The organism is Acetobacter pomorum (genome assembly GCF_002738225.1).
Classification (GTDB): domain Bacteria; phylum Pseudomonadota; class Alphaproteobacteria; order Acetobacterales; family Acetobacteraceae; genus Acetobacter; species Acetobacter pomorum.
Window position 1 is genome coordinate 20,679 of the sequence record NZ_PEBQ01000135.1, and the last position, 21,399, is coordinate 42,077.

Genomic DNA, 21,399 nt, shown 5'->3' on the forward strand with positions numbered 1-21,399 from the left:
GTATGGATGTGACTGGGCCTTCCCGTTCCGTTTTGCTGATTGTGAGCGGTAGTATTGCCGCCTTTAAAGCGCCAGAGTTGCTTCGTCTGCTTAAAGGTGCGGGCATGCAGGTGCGCTGCGTGCTGACGGAAGGTGGAAGCCAGTTTGTAACGCCCCTTACCCTGCAAGCGTTAAGTGAGGAGCCGGTTTACACAGACCTGTTCTCCCTCACGGCGGAGCAGGAAATGGGACATATTGCGCTTTCCCGCTGGGCAGATATGGTTCTTGTCTGCCCTGCCTCGGCTAATCTGCTGGCACGCATGGCAACGGGTTTGGCGGATGATCTGGCCAGCACGCTCTTATTGGCTACGGATGCACCGGTTATGGCTGTTCCCGCCATGAATGTGAGGATGTGGGAACACGCAGCCACGCAAGATAATGTTGCCACCTTGCAGCAACGTGGTGTGCATATTGTACCACCCGCCATTGGCCCCATGGCGTGTGGTGAATTTGGTGCAGGCCGTATGCCAGAACCTGCAGATATATTGAATGCCGTGCTGGCGTTTTTTCGGCGCAGGCAACAGCAAGATGGTGCCTTGGCGGGTAAATCTGTTCTGGTAACAGCCGGCCCCACGCATGAACCGCTTGATCCGGTGCGCTACCTGGCCAACCGATCATCTGGCAAACAAGGCTATGCTGTTGCAGCCGCTTTGGCGGACCTTGGTGCCAAAGTGACGCTGGTAAGTGGCCCAACCATGTTGCGCCCGCCTGCTGGTGTAACATTTGTTGCGTGCGAAACAGCCTGCCAAATGCTTGCCTGTGTTAAAGCGGCGGCTCCGTTTGATGCCGCGGTCTGCACAGCAGCCGTTGCCGATTGGCGGCCAGAGGTGCAGGCTGGGCAAAAAATTAAAAAAACTGGTCGGGATGATGTACCTGCCCCTATCCGGTTGGTGCCCAACCCGGATATTCTGGCCGAAATTTCAGCACAGGGGCCACAACGCCCTGCCCTTGTTGTGGGGTTTGCTGCTGAAACCGAAAAAGTTGTGGAGCACGCATCAGCCAAGCGCCAGCGCAAGGGATGTGACTGGATTGTTGCAAATGATGTAAGTGCTGGCACTGGCGTTATGGGGGGTGATAATAATCAGGTTATTCTGATAACTGCCCAAGGGAATGAACGCTGGCCGCATATGCCAAAGGAAGACGTTGCACAAAGGCTTGCTTCCCGCATGGCTGATTGGTTTGCTGAATTCTGATAGACTGTTTTTAAAATTTTTATAGGGGCTTGTTTGATGTCTGCACCTGTTTCTTCTTCGGCTGATCTTTGTGTGCAGGTGCAACGCCTCCCCCATGCACAGGGCTTGCCCTTGCCATCTTATGCTACGGCTGGCGCAGCGGGGATGGATTTGCTGGCCGCTGTGGCAGAACCAGTGGTGCTGTTGCCCGGGGCGCGGATATTGGTGCCAACAGGGCTGCGCATTGCCCTGCCGCAGGGTTATGAGCTTCAGGTCCGTCCGCGCTCTGGTCTGGCCCTCAAGCACGGCATTATTCTTCCCAACTCTCCCGGAACTGTGGATGAAGATTACCGGGGGGAACTGGGTATTATTGTTCTGAATGCCGGGCAGGCTCCGTTTACCATTGAGCGTGGCATGCGCATTGCCCAAGCCGTTGTGGCCCCTGTAACACGGGTGGTCTGGGCAGAATGTGATGAACTGGATGAAACACAGCGTGGCGCAGGAGGGTTTGGCAGCACGGGAACCGGAGCGCCATGAACAGAAGCTGGATGAACCTTACCCCGCAATCGCAAGGTTCATCTTCTTTACCTCTCCGCTATCTTAACAGTGTTGATGCCCTTTTGCTTTTGTGCCTGGCTGCGCTCGCCATCGCTTTGGGCGCTGCGGTGCGGCATATGCTGGGGCCTCTGGTTGCGCCTGCGGTTACACCCATACATCTGGATATGTGGCATTTGCCCGGTTATGCGCTGCGTACCACCATACGCATGTTTGCAGCACTTGGGTGTTCTTTGCTGTTTACATTTGTGTATGCCACGCTTGCGGCAAAAAGCAGACGTGCCGGGCAAATTCTGGTGCCATTGCTGGATGTACTGCAATCAGTGCCTATCCTTGGTTTTTTATCCTTTACCATCACCTTTTTTCTGGGGTTGTTTCCGGGCCGGATATTGGGCGCGGAATGTGCAGCCATTTTTACCATTTTTACCAGTCAGGCATGGAATATGGCGCTGGGCATGTATCAAAGCCTGCGCTCTGTGCCACCAGAGCTGGAAGAAACAGCCCGCTGTTTTGGCCTGACAAGTTGGCAAAAATTCTGGCGGCTGGAAGTACCCTGCACCATACCTTCCCTTGTGTGGAACGCCATGATGTCCATGGCAGGTGGCTGGTTTATGGTCGTGTATTCTGAAAGCATTACCGTTGGCAGCACGGATATTACCTTGCCGGGCATAGGCTCCTACGTGGGCATGGCCATAGATCAGCAGAATATTGGCGCTGTCGTGGCGGCCATTCTGGCCATGATGGTGGTTATCTTAGCCTACGATCAGGTGCTCTTTCGGCCGTTGGCTGCATGGTCGGGGCGTTTTCGGTTGGAAAGCTCCAATACCGGGCAGGCCGTAGAGCCGTGGTTTCTGCGGTTGGTGCGTCGGACACGTCTGCTGCGGATGTGCGGCAATGCTCTCCTTTCTGTGGGGCGGCGCATAAGTTATTTGCCTCTTGGTTCCCGCCCGGGTGCCGTGCAGATGAAATCGGATGAGAGCGCCCGGGCAGATTGGGTGTGGTGGGGTTTTCTTCTGCTTGTCTGCCTTGGGGCCTCATGGCAGGTCTGGGCGTATGCACATGCACATTATACGCTTGGGCAGATGGCCTATGTATTTGGGCTTGGTGGCATAACGCTGCTGCGTGTTGTCAGTATGCTTGCGCTGGCTTCTCTGATCTGGGTACCGGTAGGGATCTGGTGCGGGCTGGACCCAACGCGCGCGCGGCGTGCACAGATATTGGCACAGTATGGGGCAGCTTTTCCGGCTAATCTGTTTTTCCCGGTCTTTGTTGTGGTGATTGTGCATTTCAATCTGACCCCGGATATCTGGTTAACACCACTGATGATTTTGGGGGCCCAGTGGTACATTTTGTTTAATGTTATTGCTGGAGCTTCCTCTTTTCCCTCCAATCTGTTGGAAGTGGCACGTAATTTTGAGATTAAGGGATGGTTCTGGTGGCGGCGTATCATGCTGCCAGGTATTGCGCCGTATTATCTTGTAGGTGTTATGGCGGCGGCGGGTGGTGCATGGAATGCCGCTATTGCATCCGAAGTTGCGCAATGGGGGCAAACCACTCTGACGGCACATGGGTTGGGTGCATATATCGCGCAAAGTACCCAGCTTGGGCACATCAGTGATGTCGGGTTGGGCACGGTTGTGATGTGCGTATTTGTAATGCTGACCAATGCGCTGGTATGGCGCCCCCTGTCTGATTTTGTGGCACGCCGCCTGAAACTGAACTGAACCGGATAGAGAGCAATGGCATCTGGCCCAGAGAAAAAAGCATTACCATCTGGCTCTGTTCTGGCAGAAGCACGGCGTGTCAGCCGTTTTTATCATAAGGATAGCGCGGCAGATGTGCAGGTGCTGGATGACATCAGCCTTACTTTACGCGCTGGAGAAATAGTGGGGCTTTTGGGGCGTTCTGGTTCCGGTAAATCCACCTTATTGCGCATTTTGGCTGGTTTGCTTCCTCCTTCATCGGGAGAAGTGTTGTGGAAGGGGAAGCCCCTGCACAAGCCTACACAGGAAATTGCTGTGGTGTTTCAGTCCTTCGCGCTCTTTCCGTGGATGACTGTGGAAGAAAACGTGGCGCTGGGGCTGGATGCCCGTGGGATTGCGGCCCCGGAGCGGGATAAACTGGTTGATGATGCCATAGACCTGATTGGTTTGGGCGGATACGAAAATGCGTGGCCCAAGGAACTTTCTGGCGGCATGCAGCAACGTGTGGGGCTGGCTCGCGCCTTGGTGGTGCATCCTGATCTGCTGTTGATGGATGAGCCTTTTTCTGCCCTTGATGTGCTGACAGCCGAAAATCTGCGCACCGATTTGATAGAGCTTTGGTCGGAAGAAAAGCTTCCTGTTCAAAGTATGCTGATTGTGACGCATAATATTGAAGAAGCCGTGTTGATGTGTGATCGCATCATTATTGCGTCTTCCAATCCCGGGCGTATTGCTCACGTGCTCCATGTGCCGTTTGCACATCCACGCAACCGCGAGGATGCGGAGTTTCGCAAGCTGGTGGATCATATCTACGCGCTGATGACCCAACGCGCCCCTATTGTGTCTGAGGCTGATCTGGCACGTATGGGTAAGGCGCAGGCTTCGCCCCTCACCCGTTCTTTCAGGGCTTTAGTGCCGGTTTCCATTACCATGATGATCGGGATGATGGAGGCTTTGGCTGCTCCACCACTCAATGGGCGGGCAGATTTACCTGTGCTGGCAGAAAAACTTCAGCTTGAACTGGATGATCTGTTCCCATTGGGGGAATCTCTAGAACTTCTGCGTCTTGCTGAACTGGAAGATGGCGATATCCTGCTCACCAACGAAGGCGTGCATTTTGTTCTGAGTGATCTGGATGAGCGTAAGGCTATTATGGGGCATGCGCTGCTCCATAATGTGCCATTGGTGCGTATGATCTGCACCTTGTTGGATGAACGGCCCACGCACAGCATTAAAGCAGAGCGTTTCCGTAGTGAGCTGGAAGACAGCATGTCTGCCGACTACGCGCGCCAGACCCTTCAGACCATTATTGGTTGGGGCCGCTTTGCCGAACTTTTTGATTACGATGAAGAAGGAGACCGCTTCTTTCTGGAAGATGCAGCCCCGGAATAACGTGCAGTCTGTTTTTATGTGGGGCTAAAGTAACGGGCAAATTCCTTGCGGGCTTTGGCAACTTTAGGGCTGATAACAGCCTGACAGTAGCCAGCCATAGGGTTGCGGGCATAATAATCAAAATGCGCTTCTTCTGCTGCCCAGAAGGTTGTTAGGGGCTGAATTTCAGTCACCAAAGGCTGATCACCCCATATTTTTTGCTGCGTGATGGCCTGTTTGGTTTGTTCTGCAATCTGTTTTTGCTGCTCATTCTCATAGAAAATAACAGAGCGATACTGCGTCCCCCTATCATTCCCCTGCCGATTCAGGGTTGTGGGATCGTGCATGATAAAGAAGATGCGTAAAATTTCAGCATAGCTGATGATGGTCGGATCAAACTCCAGCCGAATAACCTCGGCATGGCCTGTCTGCCCGGTGCACACTTGCTGATAGGTGGGGTGTTGCACATTGCCCCCAGCATAGCCCGGGGCAATGGAGAGAATGCCTTTCATGCCGCGGTAAATGGCTTCCAGGCACCAGAAGCATCCACCGCCTAATATTGCTGTTTCCATGCTTCTGTTCACCCCTTTCTTGTGTGGGCAATAGCCTGCCAGCAATTAAGCCAGCAGGCTATATCGGCTCGCGCGGTTGTTACCCGATGCGAGACAGAGCGGCCTTAAGGCGTACACATTCGCCTTGCTGCGCTTCTAGGCGGTCCCGCATTTCCTGTACCACTTCCGGTTTGGCGCGGGTGACGAAGTTTTGGTTGCCAAGTTTCTTTTCCGTTTTGGCAACTTCATCTTCCGCCTTGCCTAACTCCTTTTTCAGACGAGCACGTTCGGCATCCAGATCAATCAACCCGGCCAGTGGGATAATAAGGGTTGCCTCATCCACAACAGCCTGCGCGGAACCATGCGGAATATCACCCTGCAATGGCGCAATTTCCGAAACGCGGGCCATACGGCCAATGGCTTCCTGCCAACGCTGTGCGTGTTCCAAGGTTTGCGGCAAGGCATCTTTCAAAAAGACCGGAGCTTTCTGCGCCGGTGGCACGTTCATTTCTGCGCGCACCGTGCGGATTTCTGTAATCAGGCGGATAATCTGATCGCACTCTGCCTGAGCGGCTTCTGCATCGGCTGGCACGATAGGTTCTGGCCAGCTAGCAGAAATGAGGCTGCCTTCTTCCCCATACCCAAAGGAATGCCACAGCGTATCCGTTACAAACGGAATAACAGGCTGCAACAGACGTAGGATAACGCCCAGAACATAAGCCGCTACAGCGCGAATTTCTGCGGCTTCGGCTTCATCCGTGGAGTTGAATACGGGCTTTGCAAACTCCAGGAACCAGTCACAGAAGCGGTTCCAGACAAAGCGGTAACAGCTGAGCGCGTATTCATCAAAACGATAGGAATCCAGCGCCCGGGTTGCTTCCGTAATGGCAGCAGCAGCTTCCGCAATAATCCAGCGGCCCAGCGGAGATTTAACGGTTGCCGGGTCAAACTCTTCTACAGGTTTAACGCCGTTCATTTCGCAGAAACGTGCGGCATTCCAGAGCTTGGTGATGAACGCGCGGTAGTCTTCTACCCGCTTGCGGCCCAGCTTAACATCTCGCCCAATGCCGGTAAGCGCGCAAATGGTAAAGCGCATGGCATCCGCGCCGTACTGATCAATCAGTTCCAGCGGATCAATGCCGTTGCCTTTACTCTTGGACATTTTCTGCCCGTGCTCATCACGCACAAGGCCATGAATGAAGATGTTGCGGAACGGCACATCGTGCATGAAGTGTTGGCCCATCATCATCATCCGGGCAACCCAGAAGAAGATGATATCAAAACCTGTAACCAGCACATCAGTGGGGTAATACCGAGCAAGTTCTGGTGTTTTATCCGGCCAACCCAGTGTGGAGAACGGCCAGAGGGCAGAAGAAAACCACGTATCCAGCACATCTTCATCACGCCGCAGTTCTACGGCCTTGCCGTAATGGGCGTTGGCCTGTGCCTGCGCATCTGCTTCATCATGCGCCACAAACACGTGTTCATCCGGCCCGTACCATGCAGGAATACGGTGGCCCCACCAAAGCTGGCGCGAAATGCACCACGGTTGGATGTCACGCATCCATGCAAAAAAAGTGTTTTCCCACTGTTTGGGAATAAAGCTGGCACGGCCGGATGTAATGGCTTCTACTGCTGGGCCGGACAGTTTACCGGCATCACAGTACCACTGGGTGGTCAGGCGCGGCTCAATAACGGCTCCGCCACGTTCAGCATGTGGCACCTGATGGCGATGGGGTTCAATTTTTTCCAGCCAGCCATCTTCTTCCAGACGGGCGACAATGGCTTTACGAGCCTCCTCGCGGGAAAGGCCAGACAGGCTGCGCACAAAGGCTGGGTCAGCCAGCCCTTCAGCAGCAGTCAGATCCTGCTCAATTTCATCCAGCACAATGCGGGCCTGATCGTCTAGAACAGAGATCATGGGCAGGTTGTGGCGGCGGCCGACTTCAAAATCGTTAAAATCGTGCGCGGGGGTAATTTTAACAGCACCGGTGCCTTTTTCCGGGTCTGAATGTTCATCCGCAACAATCGGGATCAGACGGCCAGTGAGTGGCAGACGAACGGATTTGCCAATCAGGCTTTTATAACGCTCATCTTCCGGGTGAACTGCCACAGCCGTATCGCCTAGCATGGTTTCGGGCCGGGTGGTGGCAACGGTTATTGTGGTATCCTCTGCCCCTTCAACCGGGTAGCGGATATACCATAGGTTACCGGCAACATCCTTGCTTTCCACTTCCAGATCAGAAATGGCGGAGCGGAAAACCGGGTCCCAGTTTACCAGCCGGCGGTCACGATAAATCAGCCCTTCGTTGTAAAGGGTTACAAACACTTCCCGCACTGCGCGGGAAAGGCCTTCATCCATTGTAAAGCGTTCGCGCGGCCAATCAAGCGATGCCCCAAGGCGGCGCAACTGCTTTGTAATGCCGCCGCCGGACTGTTCTTTCCACTCCCACACGCGTTCGATAAACGCATCGCGGCCCATTTCCTGGCGCGTTTTGCCTTCGGTGGCCAAAGTGCGTTCCACCACCATCTGGGTGGCAATGCCTGCGTGGTCTGTGCCGGGCTGCCACAGGGTATCAAACCCCTGCATGCGCTTCCAGCGGATAAGTGTGTCCTGCAATGTCATGGTCAGGGCATGGCCCATGTGCAGGGTACCGGTAACATTCGGCGGTGGAATCATAATGGTGAACGGCTTTTTGCCGCTGTTGGGCTGGGCAGAAAATGCCTTTCTGCTTTCCCATAATTCATACAGGCGTGTTTCTATCTGGGCCGGCTCAAAAGACTTGTTCAGCATATGTATTCCACCACACAACGTAAAAAAGGCGGCAGGCATGTACTGCCTCCGCCTTTGCAGAGCAATCATCCGGTTTTGGCAGAGTATCCGTTACTGAAAGTAGCTGTGTTACTCAGTAACGGCGTGTCTGATACCCGGTATTACAGACCGCGCTGCGTCAGACGTTCCACTTCCTTACGGACAGCAGCCTGCACGATACCTGCAAGGTGTGCGTCCAGCCATTTTTTCAGGAACACGCGCACTTCCTGGCGCACGATATCTTCAACAGTCAGAGACCCTTCATGTGAAATAGCCACTTTTCTCTCCTCATGCTCTCTTAGATACTTATCCTGCAGGGTCTTCTGCAGAACAGCGAATGAATTTGATGTATCTGACATGGTTTCGTCATTCAGGGGGATTGGGAGAGGGCCAGACATATCGTGTTCTGCCTTTTCAGTGAGCGGGATCTGTCTTAGATCGGTTACGGATAGAATACCGTCATCATGAGCGATAGGCGATGACTGCACAAGACCCGTATCTTCTCCCATATTGACTGGATGTTGCGCTGAGCTGCTGGGCTGGCTGGATTGATGATCTTGCGCGGGTTCCTGTGTAAGCCCTTCCATCATGGAAGGAGAAAGAACCAGCATATCATCGTCTGCATCACCCTCTGCGGATTCTGTATCCGAAGAAGAAGGAACTGTGGCTGCCAGATGCTCATCATGCAAAGTCTGCCGGATGGAAGACAGTACATCTGCAACTGATTTACCCGTACCTTCTGATGAACCCTGTGACGATGCCATACAATAACCCCTGCCCTTACCCTTGCTGCTCAGCTTTTAGCGTCCTGGTTGGCTGACCGCATAATCGTTCAGCCCCCATAGGCGATCTTTTACAGCGTTATAGTAAGCTTTGTCATCATAAAGAGGAACATTCAATTTAAGATCGGCTGCGGTCAATCGGCCAATGGCCGCGGCAACGTTATAAGAGCTTAGCACCATGTTGCTCAGGCTTTGTACAAGAGCCACCTGTGCTTGCAACAATGTCTGTTGCTGCTGCAGCACTTCCAGCGTTGTGCTGGTGCCAACAATTGCCTGTCGTTCCACCCCATCAAGGGCAACAGTGCCGGCTTGAATGGCGGCGCGGTTGCTGTTGATAGCCGCCTGATAGGCCACCAGTTTTTGCCAGTTTGAAACGGCATCCTGAGCAGCGGTTCTACGCTGCACATCGACTTCACGATGCGCCGCCTGCGCCTGCTGTTTGGCCTGGCGCACAGCTGAATATTCTGAACCACCCTGATACACCGGAATATTAAAGTTGATCATGGCGTATTTGTTTTCATCAACCTGATTGTTCAGACTTTGGTTGACCTGTCTCTGATAGGCGAGTGTAGCGGAAACTTTGGGCATAATGGCTGCTACTGCAACAGCTACAGCATCTTTTTGGGAAGATTCGGTGAAAAGTGCGTTGATGACATCCGGGTTATTCTTAACCGCCATAGCTGCAGCCATCTGCTCATTTTTAACGGGCAAAACCAATGGCTGAGGTGGTACCAGATTAGGTGGCGGCGCCATGCCAACAATTTGCATGTACGTGGCCTGAGCAGTCTGAAGTGTGCCTTCAGACTGTTGGCGGGTGGCCTTGGCCGTTGCATAGGCGGATTCTGCCTGTGCAACATCTGTGCGGGTAATTTCCCCTACTCGGAAGCGTTCATTTGTTGCGCGTAACTGCTGTTGAAGCACGCGTTCGTTGTTGATGTTCAGCTGTAAAAGCTGTTCGTCCTCAATAACAGAAACATAGGCGTTCACCACCTGCTTGAAGACTTGCTGTTCAGCAGAAATCAGATGTGCGCGGGCTGCCATAACCTTGTTGACAGCCTGATGGGTAGAGGCTGTGGTTTTGCCGCCCGTATATAAAGGCTCGTTAATGCTGACACCTGCCGCATAGCCGGGGGTGCTATACTTACGAATATACCCACTAGATGGTTGATCCGCGCTGCCCTGATAATCGTTTACACCTTTATAGTAACTCAGCCCGACCGTGCCCGTTACGGTCGGGCGCCAGCCAGCCAGAGCCGTGGGTACTTGTTCATCTGTAGCACGCAAGACGGCACGGGCTTCCTGTAGGGTTGGGTTTGTAAGATAAGCTGCGGAAAGAGCTTCTTGCAGCGTATGTGGCACAAAGGTTGGCGAACCACTGCCATCGTATTTCTGCCCCCATGCAGTGGAACTGCATAGCACAACAGCCATACTTACCCCTGCTCCGCAAATACGCCGCATCTGATACTCCTGCTTCAGTTACCGTAATTGCCGCCTAAGGCACTGCTCATGCCACGATACTGAACCTATTTCTACAAATTTGTAATCATTTGCCGCAGAATATGTTTCTAAAAGTTTATTTTCAGAATTCAAAAGTAACGGGCTCGGCCATATCTGGCAGGAGTGGCATCTGTGTTTCAAAAAGAGTGGTAACAATAAATCCAGACTGATTTTCTGGCTCTCTCATGGCCACAAAAGCTTCAGCCAGCTTGTGGGGGCTGGCCATTACACCTGCCATACATCCGGAGGCAGCAAGCTGAGCAGCGCAGAAAGCGGGAAAATGGAGGATGGCTCCATCAAAGTAAATGACATCATAAGGTGCATTTTCGGCCACACCTGCATTCAGGGGTGCAATTATCCAAGAAACATTGAGCGCTTCTTGCTGGCAAAAATGCTTTCCCTGTTCAGCCAGGCGGGTATTGGATTCAAGCGCTGTAACATTGGCACCAAGTGCGGCAAAAAGTGCAGCGGTGTATCCGGTGGCAGCACCTACAACAAGCACACGCATCTTTTCTACGGGCATAACGGCCTGAACAAGGCGTGCTGTCAGTAAAGGTTGGGCCAATAGGCGGCCCTGCCCCAAAGGGAGTGTGATGTCTGCGTATGCAACATCATGTTGGTCGGGCATGACGCAATATTCACGAGGTAATTTCCGCATGGCGGATAGCAATGGCAGGTTGGTGATTTCTGAAGGACGGAGTTGATCATCCACCATAAGATTGCGTGTAATTTCCATATCTTTGCCTTTTGAAAGCGGCATTGGAGAGGAATTCTGCAAAATTGCGGCCTGAACTGTCACGTTTTCCTATCCCTTGCGGTTAATATGTGCCCTTTAGGGTTCCCGATAGATCAAGGGCAAAACATTTTGTGACATACTGATTTAAGTTTCGCACAACACAACGGCTTGACCAATGCGACAGAACAGGAGATAAGGCTCTCCATCACCCGATGGTCTGGTGGCAGAATGGTGATGCAGCGGACTGCAAATCCGCGAATGTGGGTTCGATTCCCGCCCAGACCTCCATCTCCCTACGAAGCTAAAAGACAATGCTTGACATTTTCCGCAGAAAACTGCGGTTGTCAGCTCTTGTCCGTATGACATGATGAAGCATGCCAAAAAATTTTTGGGGTATCTCCAATAATGTGTGAAATGTCTATGTTCTAGAGATATCTGGCTCGCACCTGTAGGTTGTTCGGATAATTTTTACTATTTTAATCAAAACGGGTTTTTAAAAAAAATTCTTGCCGTTTCAGCTTGGGTAAAAATTTCACAGTAAGGCTTTGGGCAGTCTGCTTATTTTGGATAGTCTGGGGTGCAGGTAGAGGCGTTGCCTCTTGGTGCTGCTGCGTTCACATTCCCGCGGTTATAATTTTATAAAAGGATACTCTCGTGAGTAATGATACGACCGTACAAAATGGTGTTTTGCGTTCTGTTAAAGTGTTGAAGGACGGAAGCACCAAGGCAAAGCTGTGCTTTACGAAGCAGGATCAGAATATTGAATTTTCTGTAACCGTGACGCTACCGCCAACGCCGGGTGCAAGTGCTGATGCTGCGTTTGTTGATACGGCCAATCTGCTTGGTCTGACAAAAGTTGCTATTCAGAAGTTGGCGAAAGATCAGAACCTCACGCTTCCGAATTTTGCGGAATAAAAGATATTGCGGGCAGCGAATCTATAAAAATGCGTCTGCCCGCGTGTCTTGGGATTCGGTATTTTCGGGCCGACCGTAAATATTTCGCTGTAAAGGATTGGACTGTGCAGAAAAATTTTGTCGCTGTTTTTCTGGAAAAAGTAGAGCAGATAAATGCAGGTCGATCCATTTATGCCAGCGCCGGAGCTTTCCTATGTGTTTGCTTCATGCTGGGGTTGGCAAACTTGATCTGCCATTTTGGCCTGCATATTGATCTAGCCTATCTGGTGCGTGATTTGATTTTTATCATGGCATTTTACTTTTTTCTGCCACCTCTTATTTTGTGGGTTGCAAAAGGCAGGTTACCGGGTGGCGGTAACTAGACATTTTTCCAGCCCATCATGCCTGTGTGCTGCTTTTTCTCACCGAACACAGGCTTGAGGCATAAAAAATTATTGCCGCTCTTTTTGGCTGACAACCAGACTGCGTAAAATACGTTCACGCACGCATTGTGGAAGTAGACGTTCCAGAACCCGCAGCGCTTTAAAGGGCCATGGAAAGATGTAAACTTTTTTTCTTTGGCCAATGGCACGGATAATACGCCGCGCGGCGCTTTGGGCAGATACCAGAAAAGGGCGTGGTCCTTCCAGCCTGCGGCTCATGGGGGTGTCTATAAAGCCCGGTACAATCAGTGTCAGGCCCACTCCTTTGTCTTCCCACGCCAGACTTGCCGCGCGCGCAAAGAAATCCAGCCCACATTTGGAACTGCTATAAGCTGGAGAACAAGGAAGCTCGTAAAACCCTGCAACGGAACCAATAAGGGCAATATGCCCGCCTCCATTTGGAATCATGTTCTGTGCCGCTGCTGTGGCCAAGGCCACAGGTGTGGCATAATTCACCTGAGCAAGCTGCAAGACCTTGTTTGGGTCTTCCGTCATGCTCTCCAGAGGCTGTATGTCTGACAGGCCAGCACCAAGAATAACCAGATCTGGTTTATGGTTGGCATAATCCACTTCAAATGCTGCCAAAGCAGCTTCACCATCGCACAGGTCTATCTGGCGGGTAAAAACAACAGCGCCTCGTGCGCAGCAAGTGGTGGCAATTTCTGTAAGGCGTTGCGGGTTTCTTCCCCACAATATCAACGTACGGCCTGGGCGTGCATAGCGTTTGGCCAACTCCATGCCAATTCCACCAGTGGCGCCTGTAAGTAGAACAGAACGTGCAGTGTGTTTTCCGTTGGCAACAACTTTCACACTTTTCCCTTTCCCAATGTTGCGTAATAAGGCATCACCCACTGGCTTTTGGCTTTCACACAACGGAGTGGCAATGTCTTCCTCCACTCAGATTACGGTTACACCTGTTTCGGGTTCACGCCAGCTTTCTCTCTTTATAAAGCTCCCACGTCTGCTTTACGATGGCTTACCCAGTTACGTGCCTCCTTTAGATATGGAGCAGCGGGATATTTTTTCACCCACGCATGCTCCATTTTTTGAGCACGGATTTGCCTGTTATTTCCTTGCATGGCGGAATGGAAAGCCCATTGGGCGTATATCTGCCCAGATAGACGCCTTGGCCCTTAAGCAGCCCGGCCCACGTACAGGCTTTTTTGGTGCGCTGGATACGCTAGATCCAGAATGTGTGGCACCCCTGCTTGAAGCCGCCACACAATGGCTGAAGGTGCGTAAAATTGAGCGCATACGTGGCCCGTGGACACTGAACAGTAACGGTGAATCCGGCATTATGGTGGAGGGTCAGGAAGAACCTCCCATGATTGGCATACCATGGCACCCCAAAATTTTGGGTCCTGCGGTTGAGGCTGCCGGGTTTAAACGGGCGGTAGATCTGCTGTCTTACCGGATGGAAACAAGCCTTTCTGCAGAGCGTGCCAACCAGATACCCGCCAATATTCGGCAACGTCTGGGGGCTATTACCATGCGAGGTCTGCGCATGGACAAGGTCAATGAAGATGCCGAGATCCTGCGCGAGATCTATAATGATGCATGGGCAGATACATGGGGCAATATTCCCCTTACGCAGGATGAAGTCAAAAGTCTGCTTAAAGCACTTAAGCCGATCTTGCGGCCTGAACAGTATGTGCTGGCAGAGGTGAGCGGAGAACCGGCAGCCATTGCCTTGGTTATTCCCAACATGTTCGATATCAGTGGAGATCTGGGTGGCGCGCCCTCTCCGCTCGGCTGGCTTAAGCTGGCCTCACGCGTGGTGAGCCATGATTTCCGCTCAGCACGTGTTGTGCTGCTGGGGGTGCGCAAGAAATATCTGGGCACCGCCCTGCGCGCCATGCTTCCGGCTCTGATTATTGATGAACTGATGAAGCGCGGCCACGTGCTGCCGTATCGCAGTATTGAGCTTGGCTGGGTGTTGGAAACGCACGAAGGGCTGCGCAAGCTGATAGAGCGCATTTCCCCCAAGCCATACAAACGGCACCGTATGTATGAAAAAGTGCTTACGGAATAAAATGCACGTTCTTACAGGTGGAGGACCTAAAGGTGGCTCCACCCGTGGGAACGGAATTGCAGTTTCTGGCCTGACTGGTCCAGAACAGTTACCCCTGTGGGGCCCTGTGTAAATTGCCCGATGCGCGTGACCTTAACGGGGCCACATAGTGTGTCCAGCATACCTTGGTTAAGCAATGTTGCTTCGTGCTGGGGTGGCACGGCAAATAATATTTCGTAATCATCACCACCGGTCAGGCAGGTTTCCAACCATTCTGATCCAGCTTGATGCGCGGCATCCGAGAGAGGCACAGAATCTGCATGAATTGTAACATGCAGCGTATTTTCCCGCGCAAGGTGCCCTGCATCCTGTAACAGGCCGTCTGAAATATCCATGGCAGCGGAAGCAAGGCCGTATAAGGGCAAGCCAACACGGGGTTGAGGCAAGCGGTAACGCTCCGCCAGATATCCGGATGGATCTGGTATTTCAGCTTTCAGTGCATGCAAGCCTAATGCACCATCACCAATAGTGCCGGTTACCCACAATCCATCGCCCGCCTGTACGCCTTGTCGACGAATGGCATGCCCCGGCAGAACGGAGCCAAGAATGGTAAGCGATAACACCAGCGGCCCCCGCGTGGAGGTTGTATCTCCCCCTAAAAGCTGGAGACCAAAGCGCTCCTGATCTGCTTTTAACCCTTTACAGAACTGCGCCACCCAATGCTCGGTAATATGGGGCGGGCGCGCAAATGTCAGCAGCCAGCCTTCAGGACGGCTGCCCATGGCGGCCAGATCCGACAAATTGCAACGCAGCAACTTACGGCCCACAGTTTCTGGCGGATCATCTGGTAAAAAGTGGACATTTTCCACCATACCATCCGCTGCAATTACCAGTTCCCGCCCTTCTGGCGGTGTAAAAACAGCGGCGTCATCTCTCAAACCAAGAGCAGCGGTCCCTGCCAGAGCAGAAAAATGTTGCCGTATAAACGCAAATTCCTGTGGCAGGTCAGTCTGGCTGTTGGGTTTGTTCTGTATCATGGGTCCGTTCCGCCGCCAGACGTTTGAAGAGCGTATCCAATACGCCATTTACAAGGCGCGGTTCGTCACCAAAGAAGAATGCATGGGCAACATCCATGTATTCATTGATCAGCACGGGTGCCGGTGCATCGCCTTCTGTAGCCTCTGCTGCGGCAGCAAGGAGCAAAACGCGCAGAACAGGATCCAGACGTGTAATGGGCCATGTTTCAGGAAGGGTTTTTTCAATTTCCTGCGTAACCTGCGTGCGCAAAGATGTAACCAACCGCACGATATGGCAGAAAAGCTGCGTATCGGCTTCTGGAATACAGCCATCTTCATAGCCTGCGCCATCCAGCGTTGTGCCGAAGCGATGGACCAGAAACTGCTCAATAACGGCTTCTGGACGGTCTGCGTTCTGGTCAATCTGGAAAAGAGCCTGCACGGCGGCAACACGTGCTGCTGTGCGGGGGCGCTGCGCCCCTTTTAAACGGGGTTCATCCTGTATTTCTGTCATCCATCCCTCCTGCCCGACCAGCAACTTGCAAAGCCGGGTTTCATGGCGTTTTTCTGTTCCAAGGTCTAGTCTTTTTCGGGGGCTGGGGCGCTGCCGGTTTCCATAAGGGTCAGAATTTCTGAAAAATCCTTGGCCTCTGTAAAGTCGCGATACACGCTTGCAAACCGCACATACCCAACGCCATCCACTTCCTTAAGGGCATCCATTGCCAGCTCACCAATGCGGGTGGATGTTACCTCTGTATCCCCATTTCCTTCCAGTTGGCGTACAATGCCCGTTACGATCTGCTCGATCTGCTCTTCAGAAACAGGGCGTTTACGCAGGGCAATGCGAATGGAGCGGGCAATTTTTTCCCGATCAAAGAGGGCACGTCTGCCATCATTCTTCACAACAACCAGTTCACGCAGTTGCACACGTTCTACTGTGGTAAAACGCTGCCCACAGGACAGGCACGCACGCCGCCGCCGAATGGCCAGCCCTTCCTCATTGGGGCGACTGTCCTTGACCTGACTATCCGGGTTCCCGCAAAAAGGACAACGCATGGTGGTATCAACCTTCCCTCAGGCGCATTTCTGGCTGGCGTTTTCTGTTGTTAAAAGAGCGCTTATGTAAAGGCACCACTTATTTCTTTTGGGCCGTTTCGTCCATACCATGTGGCGGCTCTTCTGGATGGAGAAATTATGAAACGCAGCCATTTTGCTGTTCTGTTCTGTGCAGCTCTTTCTTGCTCAGCCTATGCTATACCGCAGGCGTGGGCCGATAATCAGCCCCCTTTGCCTGTGTTGCCGGAACAGACAGACGCTCAAAAAGATATTACCATATTTAACACATCTTTACACCTTGCCCCGCCCGGAGAGCCCGCAACAGTTTACTTTGCCCTCTCCAATTCCAGTGAGACAGCGCACCTGCTGACAGGTGTAAGCTCCCCTGTCTGCCAAAAGCTTATGGGCCACCATGCTGATCAGGAAAGTACGCCCGGTACCCGCGTGCTGTTTACCCATCTGGCCCTGCCCGGCAATTCTACGCTGGTGTTTCCGCCTGGTGGCTATCACCTGCTTTGCTTTGGCCTTTCCAGCAACGTACAGCCCAACCAGACCGTGCAGTTTACATTTACATTTATGGGTGGGTCTTCAAAAACAGTATCTGTTCCCGTTATGGGCGCGGGCACGGATGCAGAAAGTGACCATCAGCCAGACTGATGTATATTTTCGTAGCACAAAAAATGCTCTGGCAGGAAAAATGCCCTGCCAGAGATGACAGGCTTAGTTGCCTGTATAGTTGCTAAGTGTGCGCTTAACGGCCTGATGCCAGCCAGCTATCATGGTGCGGCGCTGCTCATTGTCCATTTTGGGTTCAAACAGTGCGCCCCGTGCCCATTCGGAAGCAACGGTCTGTTCACTATCCCACACACCGGTTGCAATGCCTGCCAGAAAGCCAGCGCCCAAAGCCGTGGTTTCCACATTCCGCGGGCGCTCAACCTTGGCCTGCAGCATGTCTGCAAGAAACTGGCAATACCAGTCATTGGCAGACATGCCGCCATCTACACGAATGCTGTCTGTGGTGCCGCCACCATCCTGCATCATGGCCGTTACCAGATCGAGCGTCTGATACGCCACGGATTCCAAAGCCGCACGGGCAATATGTGCAGCGCTTGAATCCAGCGTAAGCCCACAGATCAGCCCGCGTGCGTCCGGGTCCCAATGCGGGGCGCCCAAGCCCACAAAGCCCGGCACCATATAAACACCGTGGCTATCTGGCACGCGCGTGGCCATATCATCCGTCTGGGAGGCATGAGTGATCAGGTGCAACCCATCACGCAGCCATTTAATAGCCGCTCCAGCAACAAAAATGGAGCCTTCCAGCGCGTAGGTTGTTTTGCCATTGATACGGTAGGCAATGGTGGTGAGCATGCGGTTGCGTGATGTTACGGGTTTATCCCCCGTGTTCAGCAGCAAAAAGCAACCTGTGCCATAGGTGGCCTTGGCCATGCCGGGTGTAAAGCACGCCTGCCCAACCATAGCGGCCTGCTGGTCTCCCGCAATGCCGGCAATAGGAATGGACCGACCGAGCAGTTCGGGGTCAGTTTCACCATAAATGCAGCTGCTATCCTTCACTTCTGGCAGCAATGCCGCAGGTACACGGAAAAGACGCAGAAGGTCTTCATCCCACTGTTGGCGATGGATATCAAACAGCATGGTGCGGGCTGCGTTGGTCACATCTGTTGCATGCACCTTGCCGCCAGTCAGCCGCCAGAGAATGAAGGAATCAATAGTGCCAAAAGCCAGCTCGCCTTTTTCTGCACGGGCACGTGCCTGCGGCACATTGTCCAACAGCCATGCCAGTTTGGTGGCAGAAAAATACGGATCCAGCAAAAGCCCGGTACGCTCACGCACCAGTGTTTCAGCACCTTCGTCACGCAGTTTCTGGCAGACATTTGCCGTGCGGCGGTCCTGCCAGACAATGGCGCGGTGGATGGGTTTGCCAGTTGCGCGTTCCCATACCACAATGGTTTCACGCTGGTTGGTAATGCCAATGCCCGCCACTCTGTCTGCTGCGCCAGATTTTTCCAGTGCAGCCCGTGCGGTGCTGATAACATCATTCCAGATATCTTCGGGGCAATGTTCTACCCAGCCTGCCTTGGGGTAATGCTGGGGAAACTCCTCTCTGGCGGCGGCGAGTTCCTGCGCATTACGATCAAAGACAATGCTGCGTGTTGATGTCGTTCCCTGATCAATCGCCAGGACACAGTCTTGCTTGCTCATTAAGGAGTATTCCTTCTGCGTGTTGCGGTCAGTCTGCCGCCGTCGTGGTCACCCTGGCCCGTGCGGGCATAAATGGGCGGAGAAGTGTCTGGTAAAGCGTGGCACCTATCAACCCGCCCGCCATGGGGCCAGCAATAGGCATCCACCAATAATTGCCGGGGGAAGGAAACGCGGCACGTCCCCATCCTGCAACAAAACAGAAAATGCGCGGCCCAAGATCACGCGCAGGGTTAAGGGCCCAGCCTTCCAGATAACCGGAAGAAGCCCCCAAGATGGCAACCAGCAGGCCAATAAACAGCGCGCCAGAATTGGCCTGCGGGGCCACGGTATTGTATTCACAGGTAATGGCGAAGATACCCAGCACCAGAATGGCGGTGAGAATAACCTCGTTCATCATGGCATGAAGCGGAGTTACAAAATCGCCGGGATGGGTAAAGAAAACGCCAGAAGCTGCGCCGTCATTCACCCAGTCCAGATGATTGGCCAGCGCGTAATGCTGGATAACAGAGCCGTACATGGCATACACAAGTGCTGCACCCAAAAAACCGCCAGCAATTTGTGCCGCCCAGTAAGGCAGAACCTTTTTCCATGAAAAACCACGGTAGCATGCCAAAGCCAGTGTAACTGCCGGGTTGGCATGCGTGCCAGATACAGAGCCCGTAACATAGATGGCCAGCGTAACCGCCAGCCCCCATGTAATGGCAACACCCCAGTAAGCCTGCTTGAAAGGGCTTGGGTCATACAGTGAGTACATTGCTGCCACTGAATCCCCAATTGTCACAATAATGATAACAGCCAGGCATTCGGCTATCATTTCACCCAGCAGGGCTTTTCCTGTTTTTTCCATGACCTTCCTCATTATTATTTTTCTTGTTGGAAAGGACGTAATCTCTTCTATGGTTTTCAGATATCAGGCAACTTTTTTCCCGATATAGGCATCAACCTTGGCTTTTTCTGCATCGCTCAAATGCAAGCCCAGTTTGCTGCGCCGCCACAGAACATCTTCCGCCGTGCGGGCCCACTCACGAGAAATCAGATAATCCACCTCGCGTGATGTCAGGTCTCCACCCAGCAGTTCGCCCATATCCTGCATACTATTGGCTTCACCAATAATTTCGTATGTGCGGCTGCCATAGTTACGCATCAGGCGCCATGCCAAGCCTTCAGGCAACCACTGTGCAGTGCGGCGCAGGCGTGCCAGCGCCTGATCAAACCCGCCATCACCCATATCCCCACCGGGCAGAACTTCCTGTGCTGTCCAGCTCTGGCCAGCTACTGCGGGCAAAACAGGCGCCAGTTTTTCCAGCGCGTGTTCGGCAAGTTTGCGGTAGGTGGTAATCTTGCCGCCAAAAATGGAAAGCAGCGGCGCACCGTCTTGCGTATCCAGATCCAGCACGTAATCACGTGTTACGGCAGATGCGTTGGCAGAGGCATCATCATACAGCGGACGCAGGCCAGCGTAGCTCCATACCACATCGCTTTCCTTCACCTGCACGTTCAGGTAGCGGTTGACGCTTTCACACAGGTAAGTCACTTCATCAGGCGCAATGTTCACTTTGCTTGGTTCCTGCTTCCACGGAATATCCGTGGTGCCAATCAGCGTGAACTTCTGTTCATATGGAATGGCAAACACAATGCGCTTATCCGGGTTCTGGAAGATGTAAGCCTGTGGGCCTTCATACACACGCGGCACAATAATATGGCTGCCCTTGACCAACCGAACGGATTTGGAATTGGGAATTTTCAGCGTATCGGCCAACAAGCGCGCAACCCATGGGCCCGCGGCGTTAACCAGCGCTTTGGCGCGCACGGTTGTGGTTTTGCCAGTTGCACGATCTTCCAGCGTGGCTTCCCACACGCCGTTGGCGCGGCTGGCAGCAATCAGGCGTGTGCGTGTGCGTATATCCGCGCCGCGTTCTGCGGCATCCATGGCGTTCAGCACTACAAGGCGGCTGTCCTGCACCCAACCATCGGAATACACAAAGCCCTTGGTGTATTCGGGCTTCAGCGCCGCGCCGGATGAATGCGTGCGAAAATCAATGCCGCGAGACTTCGGCAGCGTCATGTTGGAAGCAAGGTGATCGTAAAGGAACAGCCCGGCCTTGAGCATCCATGCCGGGCGCACCAGCTTGGAGTGTGGCAGCACAAAGCGCAGCGGCCACATAATATGAGGGGCCATTTTCAACAGGCGCTCACGTTCCATCAGGGCTTCACGCACCAAGCGGAATTCGTAGTATTCCAAGTAGCGCAGGCCGCCGTGGATCAGCTTTGTGCTGGATGAGGATGTGTAGCTGGCAAGGTCATCCTGCTCCACCAGCAGAACAGAGGCCCCACGGCCTACAGCATCTCGTGCGATGCCTGCGCCGTTTACCCCTCCTCCAACAATGAGCAGATCATAAATGCGGGCGGGAGATGCTGTAGGTGTGGTCATGGTTTCTTCCGGTTTCGGTCAGAACGCAAACTTCAGTCTTTTATTCGTATTCGAAAAGAAAACGCAAGAAGAATGGCGCCAATATGGCCAGATGGCGGTTTTTGACGTGT

General features: G+C 53.1%; 20 protein-coding genes and 1 tRNA gene. 9 read left to right on the plus strand and 12 right to left on the minus strand.

The window, feature by feature from the left end:
* The first annotated feature begins 2 nt into the window (after positions 1–2).
* The 4 genes from coaBC to CSR02_RS09240 are packed head-to-tail and all read left to right on the plus strand — an operon-like array spanning position 3 to position 4,861.
* Positions 3–1,232, plus strand: coding sequence for a bifunctional phosphopantothenoylcysteine decarboxylase/phosphopantothenate--cysteine ligase CoaBC (gene coaBC, locus CSR02_RS09225; RefSeq protein ID WP_099541439.1), 1,230 nt, complete (start codon positions 3–5; stop codon positions 1,230–1,232).
* A 36-nt stretch (positions 1,233–1,268) separates the two neighbouring features.
* Entirely contained in the window at positions 1,269–1,748 is a 480-nt protein-coding gene (dut, locus tag CSR02_RS09230) for a dUTP diphosphatase (protein WP_099541441.1), read from the plus strand.
* A complete protein-coding gene (locus CSR02_RS09235; protein ID WP_099541442.1) occupies positions 1,745–3,490 on the plus strand; it encodes an ABC transporter permease in 1,746 nt (581 codons plus the stop codon). Before dut ends, CSR02_RS09235 begins: the two co-directional genes overlap by 4 nt.
* A 15-nt stretch (positions 3,491–3,505) precedes the next feature.
* Positions 3,506–4,861 (plus strand): ABC transporter ATP-binding protein, encoded by a 1,356-nt coding sequence (locus CSR02_RS09240; RefSeq protein WP_099541444.1) that lies wholly within the window; start codon positions 3,506–3,508, stop codon positions 4,859–4,861.
* A gap of 14 nt (positions 4,862–4,875) precedes the next feature.
* Here CSR02_RS09240 and msrA read toward each other — a convergent pair whose 3' ends face one another.
* The 5 genes from msrA to CSR02_RS09265 all read right to left on the minus strand — a co-directional run bounded on the left by msrA (position 4,876) and on the right by CSR02_RS09265 (position 11,281).
* Positions 4,876–5,412 (minus strand): peptide-methionine (S)-S-oxide reductase MsrA, encoded by a 537-nt coding sequence (msrA, locus tag CSR02_RS09245; protein WP_099541446.1) that lies wholly within the window; start codon positions 5,410–5,412, stop codon positions 4,876–4,878.
* A 79-nt stretch (positions 5,413–5,491) separates the two neighbouring features.
* Positions 5,492–8,185 carry a valine--tRNA ligase gene (locus CSR02_RS09250; RefSeq protein WP_099541489.1) on the minus strand — a complete coding sequence of 898 codons (2,694 nt, stop codon included), beginning with the start codon at positions 8,183–8,185 and terminating at the stop codon, positions 5,492–5,494.
* A 140-nt stretch (positions 8,186–8,325) separates the two neighbouring features.
* Positions 8,326–8,967: a DUF2497 domain-containing protein gene (locus CSR02_RS09255; RefSeq protein ID WP_099541448.1), complete on the minus strand. Its 642-nt coding sequence runs from the start codon at positions 8,965–8,967 to the stop codon at positions 8,326–8,328.
* Between the two features lie 36 nt (positions 8,968–9,003).
* Positions 9,004–10,443, minus strand: coding sequence for a TolC family outer membrane protein (locus CSR02_RS09260; protein WP_042787276.1), 1,440 nt, complete (start codon positions 10,441–10,443; stop codon positions 9,004–9,006).
* Positions 10,444–10,564: 121 nt separating this feature from the next.
* Positions 10,565–11,281 carry a protein-L-isoaspartate O-methyltransferase family protein gene (locus CSR02_RS09265; RefSeq protein WP_244176914.1) on the minus strand — a complete coding sequence of 239 codons (717 nt, stop codon included), beginning with the start codon at positions 11,279–11,281 and terminating at the stop codon, positions 10,565–10,567.
* A 151-nt stretch (positions 11,282–11,432) separates the two neighbouring features.
* Between CSR02_RS09265 and CSR02_RS09270 the strand changes: the two genes are divergently transcribed.
* The 3 genes from CSR02_RS09270 (at position 11,433) to CSR02_RS09280 (ending at position 12,495) form a co-directional block, all read left to right on the plus strand.
* Positions 11,433–11,506 (plus strand) — tRNA-Cys (locus CSR02_RS09270).
* A gap of 366 nt (positions 11,507–11,872) precedes the next feature.
* Positions 11,873–12,133 carry a hypothetical protein gene (locus tag CSR02_RS09275; RefSeq protein WP_099541450.1) on the plus strand — a complete coding sequence of 87 codons (261 nt, stop codon included), beginning with the start codon at positions 11,873–11,875 and terminating at the stop codon, positions 12,131–12,133.
* Positions 12,134–12,237: 104 nt separating this feature from the next.
* The gene (locus CSR02_RS09280; RefSeq protein ID WP_244176916.1) at positions 12,238–12,495 is read left to right on the plus strand and encodes a hypothetical protein; all 258 of its coding nucleotides are present in this window, start codon (positions 12,238–12,240) and stop codon (positions 12,493–12,495) included.
* Between the two features lie 69 nt (positions 12,496–12,564).
* On the opposite strand, the gene CSR02_RS09285 is transcribed toward CSR02_RS09280, so the two are convergent.
* On the minus strand, positions 12,565–13,407 hold the full coding sequence (locus CSR02_RS09285; RefSeq protein ID WP_183172547.1) for an SDR family NAD(P)-dependent oxidoreductase: 843 nt from the start codon (positions 13,405–13,407) through the stop codon (positions 12,565–12,567).
* Between the two features lie 31 nt (positions 13,408–13,438).
* On the opposite strand from CSR02_RS09285, the gene CSR02_RS09290 reads away from it, so the two are divergent.
* Complete coding sequence (locus CSR02_RS09290; protein ID WP_099541452.1) at positions 13,439–14,587, plus strand: hypothetical protein; 1,149 nt, start codon at positions 13,439–13,441, stop codon at positions 14,585–14,587.
* Between the two features lie 26 nt (positions 14,588–14,613).
* On the opposite strand, the gene thiL is transcribed toward CSR02_RS09290, so the two are convergent.
* The 3 genes from thiL to nrdR form a co-directional block, all read right to left on the minus strand.
* A complete protein-coding gene (gene thiL, locus CSR02_RS09295) occupies positions 14,614–15,603 on the minus strand; it encodes a thiamine-phosphate kinase (protein ID WP_099541453.1) in 990 nt (329 codons plus the stop codon).
* Entirely contained in the window at positions 15,572–16,096 is a 525-nt protein-coding gene (gene nusB, locus CSR02_RS09300) for a transcription antitermination factor NusB (RefSeq protein ID WP_099541454.1), read from the minus strand. Before nusB ends, thiL begins: the two co-directional genes overlap by 32 nt.
* Before the next feature lie 65 nt (positions 16,097–16,161).
* A complete protein-coding gene (gene nrdR, locus CSR02_RS09305; protein ID WP_042787268.1) occupies positions 16,162–16,638 on the minus strand; it encodes a transcriptional regulator NrdR in 477 nt (158 codons plus the stop codon).
* Positions 16,639–16,776: 138 nt separating this feature from the next.
* On the opposite strand from nrdR, the gene CSR02_RS09310 reads away from it, so the two are divergent.
* A complete protein-coding gene (locus CSR02_RS09310; protein ID WP_099541455.1) occupies positions 16,777–17,295 on the plus strand; it encodes a copper chaperone PCu(A)C in 519 nt (172 codons plus the stop codon).
* 63 nt (positions 17,296–17,358) lie between these two features.
* On the opposite strand, the gene glpK is transcribed toward CSR02_RS09310, so the two are convergent.
* The 3 genes from glpK to glpD are packed head-to-tail and all read right to left on the minus strand — an operon-like array spanning position 17,359 to position 21,289.
* A complete protein-coding gene (gene glpK / locus CSR02_RS09315) occupies positions 17,359–18,858 on the minus strand; it encodes a glycerol kinase GlpK (RefSeq protein WP_099541456.1) in 1,500 nt (499 codons plus the stop codon).
* A 28-nt stretch (positions 18,859–18,886) separates the two neighbouring features.
* Positions 18,887–19,717: an MIP/aquaporin family protein gene (locus tag CSR02_RS09320; protein ID WP_099541457.1), complete on the minus strand. Its 831-nt coding sequence runs from the start codon at positions 19,715–19,717 to the stop codon at positions 18,887–18,889.
* A gap of 51 nt (positions 19,718–19,768) precedes the next feature.
* Positions 19,769–21,289 carry a glycerol-3-phosphate dehydrogenase gene (glpD, locus tag CSR02_RS09325; protein ID WP_099541458.1) on the minus strand — a complete coding sequence of 507 codons (1,521 nt, stop codon included), beginning with the start codon at positions 21,287–21,289 and terminating at the stop codon, positions 19,769–19,771.
* Positions 21,290–21,399: the final 110 nt, after the last annotated feature.

What these genes read in the sequence shown, in the direction of transcription:
- coaBC (WP_099541439.1), top strand. Translation starts at nt 3, where the DNA reads ATGGATGTGACTGGGCCTTCCCGTTCCGTTTTGCTGATTGTGAGCGGT.
- dut (WP_099541441.1), top strand. Translation starts at nt 1,269, where the DNA reads ATGTCTGCACCTGTTTCTTCTTCGGCTGATCTTTGTGTGCAGGTGCAA.
- CSR02_RS09235 (WP_099541442.1), top strand. Translation starts at nt 1,745, where the DNA reads ATGAACAGAAGCTGGATGAACCTTACCCCGCAATCGCAAGGTTCATCT.
- CSR02_RS09240 (WP_099541444.1), top strand. Translation starts at nt 3,506, where the DNA reads ATGGCATCTGGCCCAGAGAAAAAAGCATTACCATCTGGCTCTGTTCTG.
- msrA (WP_099541446.1), bottom strand. Translation starts at nt 5,412, where the DNA reads ATGGAAACAGCAATATTAGGCGGTGGATGCTTCTGGTGCCTGGAAGCC.
- CSR02_RS09250 (WP_099541489.1), bottom strand. Translation starts at nt 8,185, where the DNA reads ATGCTGAACAAGTCTTTTGAGCCGGCCCAGATAGAAACACGCCTGTAT.
- CSR02_RS09255 (WP_099541448.1), bottom strand. Translation starts at nt 8,967, where the DNA reads ATGGCATCGTCACAGGGTTCATCAGAAGGTACGGGTAAATCAGTTGCA.
- CSR02_RS09260 (WP_042787276.1), bottom strand. Translation starts at nt 10,443, where the DNA reads ATGCGGCGTATTTGCGGAGCAGGGGTAAGTATGGCTGTTGTGCTATGC.
- CSR02_RS09290 (WP_099541452.1), top strand. Translation starts at nt 13,439, where the DNA reads ATGTCTTCCTCCACTCAGATTACGGTTACACCTGTTTCGGGTTCACGC.
- thiL (WP_099541453.1), bottom strand. Translation starts at nt 15,603, where the DNA reads ATGATACAGAACAAACCCAACAGCCAGACTGACCTGCCACAGGAATTT.
- nusB (WP_099541454.1), bottom strand. Translation starts at nt 16,096, where the DNA reads ATGACAGAAATACAGGATGAACCCCGTTTAAAAGGGGCGCAGCGCCCC.
- nrdR (WP_042787268.1), bottom strand. Translation starts at nt 16,638, where the DNA reads ATGCGTTGTCCTTTTTGCGGGAACCCGGATAGTCAGGTCAAGGACAGT.
- CSR02_RS09310 (WP_099541455.1), top strand. Translation starts at nt 16,777, where the DNA reads ATGAAACGCAGCCATTTTGCTGTTCTGTTCTGTGCAGCTCTTTCTTGC.
- glpK (WP_099541456.1), bottom strand. Translation starts at nt 18,858, where the DNA reads ATGAGCAAGCAAGACTGTGTCCTGGCGATTGATCAGGGAACGACATCA.
- CSR02_RS09320 (WP_099541457.1), bottom strand. Translation starts at nt 19,717, where the DNA reads ATGAGGAAGGTCATGGAAAAAACAGGAAAAGCCCTGCTGGGTGAAATG.
- glpD (WP_099541458.1), bottom strand. Translation starts at nt 21,289, where the DNA reads ATGACCACACCTACAGCATCTCCCGCCCGCATTTATGATCTGCTCATT.